This window comes from Streptomyces sp. NPDC030820 (assembly GCF_055572075.1).
In genome coordinates, this window is the sequence record NZ_JBVIEB010000007.1 from 291,403 (window position 1) to 304,478 (window position 13,076).

The window sequence follows — 13,076 nt, forward strand, 5'->3', positions numbered from 1 at the left end:
CGGAGTGTTCCCTCAGCGTTGCCGAGGCGTGACCGGTGACGCGGACGGCCACGTCTGCTGGTGCAGCCGGCGCGGGCTCGCACTACAACCACTGTCCTTCCAGGGCTGTGGCGGTGAGGCCCGGTGCCGCCGCGTACAGCACGGCGCGACTGCCCGGCTTCTGCCCGGCGTCGTGCGCCCGCCGCATGATGTCGAACACGGCGGCGCCTCCGCGGTTGCCGCTGGTGTAGCTGTCCCGGCTGTATTCCAGCAGCCCGGACGGCCACGCGTCGGGCATCGTCTGCTCCATGTACTCCAGCACCCGGGTCCCGCCGGGGTGCGCCAGCAGCACGTCGGGGTGCCAGGAGTCGGGGTCGTCCTGGTAACGGACGCGCAGCCACTCCCACATCGCGGTGACCGTCTCCTGCACGGCGCGCGGCCCGCGCCGGTCCATCACGAAGTGGGTGCCGTCCGCCCTCGTCTCCAGGCGGTGCAGGTCCTGGGTGCCGGGCAGGGTGTGGTGCCAGGCGGAGTCCAGCCGCAGCACCGACTCGCGCCGCGGGCGGCCCGTGACCACCGCGGCGACCGCGGTGTCCGCAAACAGCAAGCGGACGATCAGGGACTCGAGAGTGTCGTCCGCGGGCTGGTAGGTCGTGCTCAGTGCCTCCGCGATCACGACCAGGACCACCCGGTCGGGGTCCGCGGCCACGAGATCCGCCGCCAGCGCCAGGGAACGGGTGCCCGCGATACAGGCCCACTGCGTGGCCGGCAGCAGCATCGCGTCGTTGCGGAGCGGAAGCTTGTTGGCCAGGGCGACGTCCAGACCCGGCAGCGCCGGGGTGGTGGAGTTACTGGTGATCAGGCAGTCGATGTCCGCGGCGTCCAGCCCGGCGATCTGCAGGGCCCCGCGTGCCGCACGCTCCCCGTAGGACTGCACGGCCTCCCAGGCCGGCGCGGTGCGCTCCTGGACGGTCTGCGGTCCGGGTATCGCCTCAAGTGCGGCGATCACGCGGTCCACGTCCTGCTGGGTGAACCCGTCGCGTGCCAGCGCCTCTTGGGCCGACCCGATGCCGATGGACCGCAGGCCGCCGCCGTTGCCGGGCGCGACGGCGGTCTTCAGCGGCAGCATCCACCCGCGGGTCTCGATGCCCGTGCTGGCAGCGATGCCGTCGATCCGCGGCGCCCACGCCGCGTGCGGATGCCGGTCGCGCACCTCCGCCACGATCTCGCTGGTCTTCACGGTGTGCTCGCCGTGTATGACGGCAGGAGGACAGACGTAAGCGGACATAATGGGGCACCTTTCCGAGGGAACAAGCGGGAATGTCACGAATGCTGTGTCATGGGTCACTTTGTAACTTCGTGCCCAAGAGGTTGCCGATAGGCCCCACTTCGGGAGCTGATGTCCGCTTCGAGCATGGACGTTAAATGGACATTTCCGCTGTGATGCAGACAACTTAGGCGGCATTTGAGGTGCGTGACACGGCACACACCGCTGAAACAGGGGCCCCTCGGAGCGGTTCCGCAAGCCTTACCTGACTTGTCGTCAGCCCGGACGTCTAGCTGTCACTGCGACACCGCCTTGACCTGGGGAAACTGGCGTGGCGCAGGACCGGCAAGGCCGGTGCCAGGGCGGAGCCGCGACGTGGGTCACCGATGTGACCAGCGTGCGCAGGATGGGCGGTGTCGTGGCACAGCAGTGGGGTCCCGGGCTTCCGCCGACCGCCGACCGCCGCCCGCGGAAGCCCGCCGACGCGGGCCCGCACTGCCACTCGACGGCGGAACGAAGCCGTCCGGCCCGGCCAAGCCGGTGTCGGGCTCCGGCGGCGACGCCGGTGGTGGCCGCTCACCCCGCGCCGGCGGCGGCATGACGCTTCCGATCGCGGACCGGTTGTGCGAGGAAGCGGCGACGGGGCTTCTGACGGACACCGACAAGGATCACCCCGACCGCACGGTGCGACTGAGCCTCCTCGGCCGGCTCCGGCGGTGCGGACTGGGAATTCGGCGAAGATCCTTCTACGGTGGGGTCGGCCTGTCCTGGTGCCGCTGGACGACGTAAGGGGGCTTGGTGGAAGCCGAGTTGGGGACGCTCGCCGCGCAGGGGGCCACGGCTCTGGTCGGGCTCCTGGTCACGGACGCCTGGCTGAAGATGAAGCACGGGAGCCGGCGGTTCACCCGCTGGCTCACCCGGCGCGGGGAGGCCGGAGAACTGGCCGCTTCCCGCGAGGAGTTGGCGGCGGCCAGGCAGGGCGGCGACGAGGAGGACGCGGCGAACCGGGTCGCCGCCGACTGGGAGCGGCGTCTGCTCCGCATCCTCCAGGACGACCCCGAGGCGGCGGAGGAACTGCGCCGGCTGCTGGCGGAGGTGCTGCCGGGAACGTCGTACGACATCGCCTTCGACGTCCGCCCGGCCGCACCGGCGCCTGGCGTCCAGCCCGACCATCTGCCCGCCCTGGCCGGTACGTTCAGCAACCGGACCGCCGAGCTCGACCGGATGAACAGCCTGTGCGGCGAACCCGACAGGGTGAGGCTCGCGGTCCTCGCCGGGCTGCCCGGGGTGGGCAAGACGGCGCTCGCCTGCCGCTGGGCGGACACCCGGCGCGAGGACTTCCCCGACGGCCTCTTCTACGTCGACTACGCCGCCCTGCGTGACGAGTCCGCCGTGGGCGCGGCCATGGGTCCCGCCGCGACCTCACAGGCCCTCGCCTCGATCCTGCGGGCGCTGCTGGGGAGCGACGCCCATGTCTCCGGGCGGTTCGAGGAGCTGAGGCGGCAGTACGAGACCCATTCCCGCGACCGGCGCATGCTCGTCCTCATCGACAACGTCACCATGGCTGCCCAGGTGCGAGCGCTGATCCCCACCGGTCCCGGCAGCACGGTCATGGTCACCAGTCACAGCAAACTCGGCGAACTGGTCGCGCAGGACGGCGCCGAACTCATCGACCTGAAGCCGCTCGACGCACCCGGCGGCCTGAAGCTGCTGAACGACCAGTGCGGAGCGGACGTGGTCGCGGCCGAACCCGGTGCGGCCGGACGTCTCGTGGAGCTGTGCGGCGGACTGCCGGTGGCGCTGCGCATCGTGGCGACCCGGCTGACCACCGGCGACGCCCCTAGCCTGACGTACCTGGCCCGGGAGCTGGAGGACGAGGCCGAACGGCTGGAGGGCATCTCCCTGCCCGGCGGCGACTACTCGCTGTCGGCCGTCCTCGGCTCTTCCTACCGGCTGCTGCCGCCCGGACCGGCCCGGATGTTCCGGCTGCTGGGCTGGCTGCCCGCGGGACTGTTCGACGAATCGGTCGCGGCCGCCGGCGCGGGCGTCGACCGCCGCACGGCCAGGCGGCTGCTGCGCGAACTGACCGCCGCGAGCCTGCTGGAGATCGACCGCGACGGCCGTTACCGCTTCCACGACCTCGTCCGCCTCTACGCCCGCGAGCGTGCCGTGGCGGAGGAACCGCCCGCCGAGGAGAGGGCCGTCATCGAGCGGGTGACCACGCACTACCTCGTCCTCGCGGCCCTCGCCGACCGGGCACTGCGCGCGGACCGGCTGCGCGTCGCCGAGCTGACCGAGCTGCTGGCACGGACCACGGACCCCTTCTCCGCACCCGGCGGCCCCGCCCCGCTGACCTGGCTCGACGCCGAGTGCCCCGCGATCCTCGCCGTCCTGCGCGCGGCCGTACGCCACCGCCTGTACGCCCTGGCCTGGCCGCTGGCCGAGGCGTTCACCGTGCTGTTCCTGCACCACCGCCATCTCGGCGCCTGGAAGGAGTCCCTGAGTCTGGGCAGCGAGGCCGCCGCCGCGCTCGCCGCCGACCCGGCCACCCCCGTCGACGTCGCGGCCGAGGCTCTCGCGGGCGAGGCCCGGCTGCGCAGCCTGCTCTCGCGCCCGCTCACGGACCTCGGCGAACACGACCGCGCACGCACCGAACTGGAGCGCGCCGTCGACCTCGCCGAGCCCACCGACAGACTGCTGCTGCGCGCCTCCGTCCAGGAGTTCTACGGCCGCCACCTCGAACTCTCCGACCCCGCCCGGGCCGTGGAGACGTACCGCTACTGCCTCGACCTCAACCGCCGCGCCCAGGACCGGCGCGGCGAGGCCCTGGCCCTCCTCTTCCTGGGCTCGGCCCTGGACGCCCGGGGAGAGCACGAACAGGCCCTCACCCTGCTCGGCCACGCACGCGCGGACCTGCTGAACCTCCCCGAACCCGACGAGCGGATGGCGGCCCGCGCCCTCCTCGCCCTCGGCCGGACCCACGGCCACCGCGACGAGTTCGAAGCAGCCTTCCACGCCCTGGAAACGGCGGCCGACACCCTGAAGGCGCGGCACGCGTACAGCTACGAGGCGGACGCACGGGAGGAACTCGCCGGCCTCGCGCAGCGGACCGGCCGCCACCTCGACCGGGTGCGCGCGTGGCTGACCCGCGCCCTCGAGATCCACGAGACGAACGGCAACCGGCGCGCGGACGACGTGCGCCGGCGGCTGAGGGACCTCAGCTGAGACGCGGAGACGCGGGGCGCGGTCGAAGTACGACGTCCTCCTCCCGCACTCCGGAGATCCGCAGGGTCAGCAGTGCTTCGTCCGCCCAAAGCCCTTGCCGCAGCCGGGCGTAGACGATCGCCGCCATGAGCCCGGGCGCCGCCGCAGGCCCGGTCACCGCCGCCTCGACCACCCGGCCGTCCCGCAGCCCCACCAGATGGCCACCGCCCCGCACCGCGCAGGCGGCCAGCAGACTGCCGGGCAACCCCGCCAGGGTGTCACCGATCCAGCGCAGCGCCTCGGCGACCGATCCGGCGCGGTCGGCCCGCTCGATCACCGAGGCGCTCTCCAGCAGCCGGCGGTCGCGTTCCGCGTCCGAGCAGGCGAGGTGCGCGCAGCGGTACGGCGATGCGCCGGGGCCGTCCTCCTCGGCCTCGGGTCCGCCGTGTGCGTATGCCCGCGCCTCGGCCGGATACCGGCGCACCGACACGACCGGACCGGCCGGCTCCTCGCCCATCTCGGTGACGACCAGCCAGGACGTGACGTGTTCGGCGGCCTGTTCCGGCACGGGCAGCAACAGGTCCGGCGGGGGTGCCGAGCCGGGCTGGGGAAGATCCAGCAGTTCGTAGACGGCCGCGCGGAGCCGCGCCGCCGCCTGGCCCGAGTCGGCGAAGGCCCGCCGTGCCACAGCGGCGTACCGCTCGCCGGTGTGGTTCCGTACGACGTCCTCGACCTGAGCCGCCAGATCGCCGCCGGGATCCAGGCGCGGGGCCGCGGCGGCCAGATCGTGCGCCGCCGTCTCCGGCACCGCGTCGGCGCCGAACGCACCGAGCAGCACCGGGTGGCCGAGGGCGGCACCGTAGAGGGTCACCGAACCGTGGTCGCCGATCACCACGTCCGCCGCGACGAGCGCCGGCCGCCAGGCGTGCACGGGCGGCATCAGCAGCAGGCCCGCGTCGAGCGCCGAGGCCTGGAGCGCGCGGATCTGCCAGGTCCCGTGCGCCGACCAGACATTGGGGTGGACGACGGCCGCGACCCGGTAGGCGTCGTGCGGCAGCACGCCCAGCAGACGGACCGGCAGATCGGGATGCCGGCCGAGCAGGGAGGTCGGCCCCCAGGTGGAGCTGATCACGACGAGCCGCCGGCCCTCGTCGACACCGAGGGCCTGCCGGTACGCGCCCCGGCGGTCCCGGGCGGCGAGCAGCTCGTCGTAGCAGGGGTCGCCCAGCAGCAGGGTGCGGCCGGCGGTCTTCGGGTGGGCGGCGAGGAGCTGTCGTTCCTGGTCCGGATGCGAGACGGCGAGCCAGGCCCGGCCGGACTCCAACAGCGCGTCGGGGACGAGGCCGGACAGCCGGTCGTGCGCCCCGCGCGCGTCAGGGACCCGCTTCTGGAAGCCCACGCCGTGCGGCAGCACCAGGACCGGGCAGTCACCCTCCGGTATGTCCACGTTCTCGCTCGCCGTGAGGATGAGATCGGGGCTGATGTGCGCCAGCTGGTCCCAGGGCATGACCCGGCATCCCGAGTCCCGGAGGAGCTCCTGCACCCCGTCGGCGAACGCGGAGCTCGGGTCGTGGGCGAAGACGACACTCACCCGCGGGTCGTCACGCAGCAGTCCCGGCAGCGCCTCCAGCACGCGCACGGTGGAGGTGACGGTACGCGCGGCGACGACGAGCGTCCGCTCGGTGGGGAAGGTGCGCCAGCGGTGGGCGTCGGGACCTACGGGGACGCGCAGGAAACCACCGGAGGCGCTACCGGACACCGGGCCTCCGCCCCGAGCCCCACGCGGTTCGCGGTTCGCGGTTCGCGGTTCGCGGTTCGCGGTTCGCGGTTCGCGGTTCGCGGTTCGCGGTTCGCGGGACCGTCGCGGTATCACGTGACAAGTTGGCTGACAACCCTTCAGATCGGCTCGGCTCCGGCGGACCGCTCCACGGTAACGAATCACGCAGGCAGAGCCCAGGCTCAGGGTGGGCCGGGCGCCGGCACCAGACCGAGTCGCTGGGCGCGCAGCACGGTGCCCAGACGGTCGCGGGTGCCCAGCTTGCGGTAGATGTTCTCGACGTGCTTGTGCACCGTGCGGACGGAGATGCCGAGGCGACGGCCGATGGCGTCGGCGGTGAGCGCGTCGGTGAGCAGCAGCAGGACGGTCGTCTCGCGCGGGGTCAGCGCGCAGTCCGCTGCCCGTTCGTCCGGCATTTCGCTCGGGCCGAGCCCGCGCCGCCACTCCTCCAGCAGCTGCCGCTGCCGCTCCACGGCCGCCAGCAGCGGCTGTGCGCGCTCCGCCATGACGAGATGGTCGTCGGTGAAGTCCGTACCGGCGCGGTAGACCAGGCAGCCGGTGACCGGGGTGGTGCTCCCGGGCAGCGGCACGCCGAGCACATGGTCGACGTCGATCACCTCGCCGAGCAGACGCGCCATGGGACTGTCCGGCCAGCGCCGCCCTGCCGCCCGGCGGGCGGTGACGGGCATCCGGTCGGTCCTGTCCGCGTAGTGGCGGGCGAAGGGATAGCCCGCGCGGAGCAGGGCCAGGTCCGCCGCCCCGAGCCGCTCCAGCTCGGCGGCGGCAGCATCGGGTGCCGCCCCGATCGTGCCCGCGTGCTCGCTCCAGTCGTCGAGCTTGTGGATCACCGCCTCGCCGCCGCACAGGTCCTCCAGGGCACCGGCGAGCATCGGCCACAGACGCGCGGGCTCCCGTTCGTGCAGCGCCGCCACGGCGACCGCCGTCATGCGTTCGTAGGCCTTGTCCAGTCCCACCTGTTCCTCTCCGGTTGCCTCGCGGCGCGTCCTGCCCGTCGCGTACGTACTTGTACGCATACCCCTGCGGTTCCCGGATGTCGCACACTGCAACCCGGCGGCACCGGCCTGTGCGGACGGACGTCCGGCGGGCCGCCGGCACGGGGGAACGGCGGCCCGTCCGGTGTCGTGTCCTTCGTCCCCTTGCTCCGAGTCCCGCACTCCGACGGGGGTCTCCCGCGCTATCCCGACCAGGCCTCGACGCAGAGCGCGCGGTCCACCTCCTCGGTGTAGCGGGCCGCCGCCAGCCAGGCGCGGGCGAAGCGGTCCGGGTCCGCCGGCAGCAGGCGGCCGAACACATCGCGGGAGCGCTCCGCTGCCGCCGCGTGCAGTTCCTCCAGCAGACCACCCGCCGTGGCCAGCCCGGACCGGATCAGCCGCCGGGCATCGGCGGCCGTGTCGTCGGGGAAGGACAGCACCCGACGACCGCCCGAGACGGCCTGCTGGACGCGGCGGCGCAGCAGATGGACCGGAGCCTCCACGGCGCTCGGCGTCGGCTGTACGGGGGACGCGGGCGCGGTGGGCAGGTCCGCGTGCTGCAGCCGGTCCAGGCCCACGTCGACCCGAGTACCGGACTGTGCCGGATGCTCGGTGGCGAGGAGCTGGGCCCGGGGGTGCGGGGCCGGGGTGAGCCGGGCGACGACCCGGAGCCGGGCACCCCGGGCGGCGGCCAGCAGACGCAGGTTGTCCCGGTGCGCAAGCGCGGGGTGGTCGTGCGCGGCGGTCAGCCGCAGTACGACGCCCCCGCAGCCGGCGAGCAGACAGTCGCCGGCCGCCTCCGCCGCCGTACCGAGCAGGGTGACCTCCAGGAACAGAAGGTCATGGCCGCCGTCCAGGGCATGGGCGAGCTGCTCGGTCACGGGGACCGCCCAGAGCCGGTCCAGCGGCTCCTCGCGCCAGCCGGCGCCGGACGCCCCGACCGCCCGCACCGCGGCGCCCGCCCCTAGCCGGCCGGTGGGGGAGACCGTGGCCCCCGACACCACGAGGCCCGCACGGGACAGCTCCCGGTGGGTCAGTGCCGTGTCACCGAGCCGGACCGCCCGGTCGGCCGCGCCCACCGCACGCCCGGCACCGCCCGGAGCGACATCGGACACCTGGTAGAGCCGGCCCTGGGCGTCCGCGGTCCAGGTGACCGCGCCGGCGTAGCCGCTCGCGGTGAGCACCGGCTCGGAGAACAGGCCGTACAGCCGCAGCGAGCCGTCCGGGCGGTACGGCTGCCGTGCGGTGCCGCGCAGGGCGGCCAGTTCGGCGCCGGTGGCGTGCGGCACGCGGTGGGCCACGGAAAGGACGTCACGCAGGCCGCCGACCAGGTCCGCAAGGCGGTACGCCGGGTCGGCCGCGCGGGACGCGCGCAGCGCGGTGACCACGGAGACGGCCGAGGCGGCGGCCCGGTGCAGGCCCGCTAGCCGCGCCGTGTGCGCGGCCCGCAGCAACTCCGCCTGGAGCACCGCGCCCGCCCCGTCCGCACCGGCTTCGAGCACGGCGGCCGCGGCGGCGCGGAGCACGAGAGCGGCGGAGCGCTGCGCGGCGTCGGCCGACTCGGGCTCGGCCCCCTGCAGTGCGGTGTCGGCTGTCTGTAGCGCGATCGCTGTCTGCGGGGCGTCTGTTTCCTGGGCGGTCGGGGCCGATTCCGGTCGCGTGCGTGCTTCCTGGGCGGTGGGGGCCGACTCCGGCACGGCCGCCCCCTGCCCGGCACCGGCCGTCTCCGGTTCCACCGCGTCCTGCGCCCAGGCCGCCGGATCCCCCGAACTCGGCCCAGGTACTTCGGGGTCGGTGTCGTCCGCGATCGGGGCTGCCGACGCGGCTGCCGCGCGATGGAGGCAGTCCGGGGCCAACAGACAGCCGCAGCGGATGCCGTCCGCGCCCGTCACCGTGCCGTCCGGGGCGTGCAGTTCGAGGTGGGTGTCGTCGTCGAGGGCGATGCGCACCGTGTCGCCGTCGCGGACGGCGGGCCGGTCCGCCAGCTTGGCGATGCCCGCGTCGAGGCGCTTGCGCAGCCGGGGCGACAGCGCCGCCACGAGTTCGGCGGTCACGGACGGGGCGACCGGAGGAAGTTCCTGCCTCGTGTCCTGGCTCATGCGATCTTCTCCCCTACCCAGCGGGCGAGTTCGAGCGGACTGAGAGCGGCCACGGGCATGCCCGCCGCTACCAACTGCCCCGCCACCCCGGTGGAGTAGCGGGGGAGGCCCGCGTCGTCGAGGCTCGCGCAGCCCAGCACATGGCAGCCCGAGCCGACCAGGGCGCGGACCTCGGCGAGCAGCCCGCCGACCGGGTAGCCCTCCTCGAAGTCGCTGACGACCACGACGAGCGTGCGCGAGGGCACGGTGACCAGTTCGCGTGCGTGCCGCAGTCCGGCGGCGATATGGGTGCCGCCGCCGACCCTGACCTCCAGGAGGAGGGAGAGCGGGTCCTCGACGTGGTCGGTCAGATCGATGACTTCGGTGGAGAAGGCCAGGAAGTGCGTGGAGAGGGTGGGCACCCCGGCCAGCACCGAGGCGGTGAGCGCCGCCCAGACGGTGGACGCCTCCATGGACCCCGACACGTCGGTGACCAGGATCAGCCGCCAGTCGGCCGACCGCCGGGCACGACTGCGGAAGACAGGCCGCTCGGGAAGGACCCGGACCGTGCCGTCCGGCATCCGGCGGGCCGTGGCCAGGTTCGCCCGCAGGGTGCGGGGCAGATCGAGACCGCCGCCGGGGCGCCGGCTGGGTCGGGGCAGCGCGGTGCCGTGCAGCGCGGGGCGCAACCGGGTCGCCAACTGCCGGGCCAGGGCGTCCACCAGGCGCCGGACCAGCGGACGCAGCGCGGCCAGCCGGGCCTCCGGCAGGCCGCCGGCGTGCCGCAGCACCGAGCGCAGCAGGTCGACGGAGGGCCGTACGCTGTCCGGATCCAGCTCCGCGAACACATCCTGGCGGCCGGCCGCCGCAGCGGCTGCCAGCACCTCCTCCCGGATGCCCGGGCCGAACAGCGCCGCCAGCTCCTCGGACCACTCCCGCACCCCGGGATACGGTGCCCCGCGCCCGCCACCGGACCCGGCGCCGCCCCGGCCCGAGAGACCTCCACGGCTCCCCTCGCCGTGTCCACTGCCGTACAACTCGTCCAGAGCGGTCGCCAGGCGCTGCGCCGGGCCGGACAGCCGGCTGCTTCTGCGGCCCAGCACCAGACGCCATCGGTCGGCCGGGGCGAGCAGGTGGTCGTCGGCGCCGAGGGCCACGGACGTCGCGGGATCCTCGGCGTCCGTCGCAGCGCTTGCCTCGGTGGGCCGGTGAGATGACAGGAGCCCCAGGTCGGCCAGGGCCTCCCGGGCCGCGAGGTCGGCGCGGGTCCACACCGCGAGCGTCGCGGGATCGACACCGCCCGTGTCGTCCGGGCGCTCTCCGTCCAGACGCTGCTCGACGGTGACCAGGAGCCGCTCTCGGCCGGCCGGGCTGAGCGTGTCGAAGCCGCCGCGCAGCGCCGGCAGCCGGTCGAGAAAGTCCCGGTCGGACAGCTCGACCAGCCGGCGCAGCAGCGGTTCCAGCGTGGGCGCCGCCGACTCCAGCAGCGGACCGGCCGCGCTCAGCAGACCCGTCAGGCGGGCGGTGAGCGCCGCCCGGGACCCGGCATCGCAGGCACCGTCCACCCAGGAGGCGACCCGGTCGCCGAACGCCTGTGCCTCCTCGTGTCCCAGCAGCACGCGTACGGCTCCGGCGGCGCCCCGCATCAGCGGGGAACCGTCCGCCGCCAGCCGGGCGAGCGCGTCGGTGAGCCGCATCCCGCCCAGTGCGTCGGCGCGGTGGGCGAGTTCCAGCAGAGCGTGTGCGTCGGCCGGGTCCTCGGAGCCGGTGAGCCCGTCGACCTGGCGCACCGCTGCGGCGGTCAGCAGCTCGGCGACGGCCGCAGCCCGCGCCGTACGTTCCCCGTCACCGCCGAGTCCGGCGATGTGCCCGGCCCGCAGCCGGTCCAACAGGGCGAGACCCGCAAGGAGTTCGGGCAGTGTGCCGGAGGCCGGCAGCACCTCGGCGGTGTCGGCCAGCCGCTCGTCCGCGAGCCCGGGCAGGCCGCACTCCGCCGCCTGTTCCAGGCCCCGCAGGGTCTGCGCCGCCGTGGGTCCGCCCTCGTCCCGCTCGACGCGTCGGTCTTCGCGCAGCACACCCTCGGCGGCCTGCGCCGGCGTGACTCCGCGCAGGCCGGCCGCGGTCAGCATGGCCGCGGTGGCCGGTGTCCAGCGCACCTCCCAGCGCGAAGTGAGCGCGTCGGCGCCGCCCGGGCCGGCGACCGCCCTCGGCTCGCCGTACGGCACCGCGCACACCGCCAGGCGGCGCAGCAGGAGTTCACGGCGGCGGTCCAGTTCCGAGCGGAGCGGGTCCAGGCGCAGGTCCCGTGCGGCCCGCTGCCTCGAGTCCGCCGGGCCGGGCAGCCCCAGCTCGGCGAGTTCCGCCTCGACCGCCGGTGCCAGTCCGCAGCGCGGCGCGTCCGGGGCGGGGCGGCCGGTGCGCGTCCCGACGAGCGCCCTCTCCATCGCCCGGGCCACGGCCCGCCCCCGCCCGTACGGCTCGCCCTGCGCGAGCACCGTCTGCACCGCCTCGACCAGCTCGCCCCGGCCCGCCGCAGGCAGCCCCCGCAGCCGGGCGAGATCACCGGCCAGCCGCGCGATCTCCCGTGCGTCGGCGGGCCCGGACGGATGGCCCAGCGCCCGCAACTCGGCGCACACCCGCACGGCGGCTCGCGTCAACGCGTCCTGCAGCGCGACGGGGTCACCGGCCGCGCCCAGCACCAGGTGCTGCCACTCCGGATCACGGATGCCGGCCGGATAGCCCGAACGTTCGTCGAGCAGGGCGTAGCTGTAGGGGATGAGGGAGATCGTCCACGCCGCGGCGGGGCCCTGCGTCATCTCGGCAGCGGCAACCGGCGCCGCCGCGACGGCGTCTTCGCCGCCGGGCGTTGCCAGGAGCGCCGGGGCGTGGAAGGCGCCGACGAGCACGGCGGCGCGCTCGCCGTTCGCCGTGGCCGCCGCGAGGCACGATCGCATCCACCGCTCGCGCCGCAGATCCAGCTCCGGCACCCCGCCCGAGGCCATCGCCTCCTGCCGCAACGCCCACCCCGTCAACAGCGCGGCCCGTCGCACCGCCTCCGGCGCGGAACCGGGAGCGGCGGCCTCGACGAGCCGGTCCCACAGGTCGTCACCGGGGCGGCCGGTGAGCCGGGAACGCAGGCCCGACGTGATCCCGGCCGCAGTGGAAGTCCTCGGTGCCTGGGCCTGTGGCTGGGGCTGGGCCTGGTCCGGGGCCTGGGGCTGGGGCGATTCCGTCGCCCCTGCCTCCGCGTCCGACTCCCGCGTTTCCGCCACCCGCTCCGGCCCGGGCGCCCCCGCCCATGCCCGGTCCGCCAGCGGCAGATCGCACGCGATCACGGGTACGCCGTGGCGCGCCGCCCAGCGCACGGCCGCCAGCTCCGGCGAGAAATCGGCGAAGGGATAGAACGCCGGGCCCCCGGCCCCGTTCCCGGGCGCGGCGGCGAGGGCGACCGGAGCCCTGGTCTCCTCGTGGGCGAGCCAGGGCAGCCAGTCCTGCATCTCGGCGGGGAGTTCGACCAGCAGCACCCCCGGTCGGGCCGCGTCCAGCAGCGCGGGCACGGCTGCGGCGAGGGAGGGCGCGTGGTGCCGTACCCCGATGAGGTAGGGCACCGCGGGGTCGGTCAGCGCGGCTACGGCGGCCTCGGGATCGCGGACAGCCGCGGAGCCCGCGTCGGAATCGGCGTAAGTCGCGGAGCCGGTGTCGGGGTCGGCGGGGGTCGCGGAGCCGGCGTCGGAATCGGCGTGGGTCGCGGAGCCCGTGGCGGGAGCAGGGTCGGTCAC

General features: G+C 74.9%; 6 protein-coding genes. 1 reads left to right on the forward strand and 5 read right to left on the reverse strand.

Annotated elements, in window-relative coordinates:
- Positions 1-82: 82 nt before the first annotated feature.
- Positions 83-1,267 carry a beta-ketoacyl-[acyl-carrier-protein] synthase family protein gene (locus ACZ418_RS21390; RefSeq protein ID WP_468365055.1) on the reverse strand — a complete coding sequence of 395 codons (1,185 nt, stop codon included), beginning with the start codon at positions 1,265-1,267 and terminating at the stop codon, positions 83-85.
- A 777-nt stretch (positions 1,268-2,044) separates the two neighbouring features.
- Between ACZ418_RS21390 and ACZ418_RS21395 the strand changes: the two genes are divergently transcribed.
- Positions 2,045-4,471 carry an ATP-binding protein gene (locus ACZ418_RS21395; RefSeq protein ID WP_468365057.1) on the forward strand — a complete coding sequence of 809 codons (2,427 nt, stop codon included), beginning with the start codon at positions 2,045-2,047 and terminating at the stop codon, positions 4,469-4,471.
- Here ACZ418_RS21395 and ACZ418_RS21400 read toward each other — a convergent pair.
- The 4 genes from ACZ418_RS21400 to ACZ418_RS21415 form a co-directional block, all read right to left on the reverse strand.
- Positions 4,464-6,209 carry a hypothetical protein gene (locus tag ACZ418_RS21400; protein ID WP_468365059.1) on the reverse strand — a complete coding sequence of 582 codons (1,746 nt, stop codon included), beginning with the start codon at positions 6,207-6,209 and terminating at the stop codon, positions 4,464-4,466. The two genes, ACZ418_RS21395 and ACZ418_RS21400, sit on opposite strands and share 8 nt — an antisense overlap.
- Before the next feature lie 200 nt (positions 6,210-6,409).
- The gene (locus ACZ418_RS21405; protein ID WP_468365494.1) at positions 6,410-7,174 is read right to left on the reverse strand and encodes a helix-turn-helix transcriptional regulator; all 765 of its coding nucleotides are present in this window, start codon (positions 7,172-7,174) and stop codon (positions 6,410-6,412) included.
- 248 nt (positions 7,175-7,422) lie between these two features.
- Positions 7,423-9,318, reverse strand: a complete 1,896-nt coding sequence (locus ACZ418_RS21410) for a hypothetical protein (RefSeq protein WP_468365061.1) — start codon at positions 9,316-9,318, stop codon at positions 7,423-7,425.
- Positions 9,315-12,920: a vWA domain-containing protein gene (locus tag ACZ418_RS21415; protein ID WP_468365497.1), complete on the reverse strand. Its 3,606-nt coding sequence runs from the start codon at positions 12,918-12,920 to the stop codon at positions 9,315-9,317. Before ACZ418_RS21415 ends, ACZ418_RS21410 begins: the two co-directional genes overlap by 4 nt.
- Positions 12,921-13,076 lie beyond the last annotated feature (156 nt).

What these genes read in the sequence shown, in the direction of transcription:
- ACZ418_RS21390 (WP_468365055.1), bottom strand. Translation starts at nt 1,267, where the DNA reads ATGTCCGCTTACGTCTGTCCTCCTGCCGTCATACACGGCGAGCACACC.
- ACZ418_RS21405 (WP_468365494.1), bottom strand. Translation starts at nt 7,174, where the DNA reads ATGACGGCGGTCGCCGTGGCGGCGCTGCACGAACGGGAGCCCGCGCGT.
- ACZ418_RS21410 (WP_468365061.1), bottom strand. Translation starts at nt 9,318, where the DNA reads ATGAGCCAGGACACGAGGCAGGAACTTCCTCCGGTCGCCCCGTCCGTG.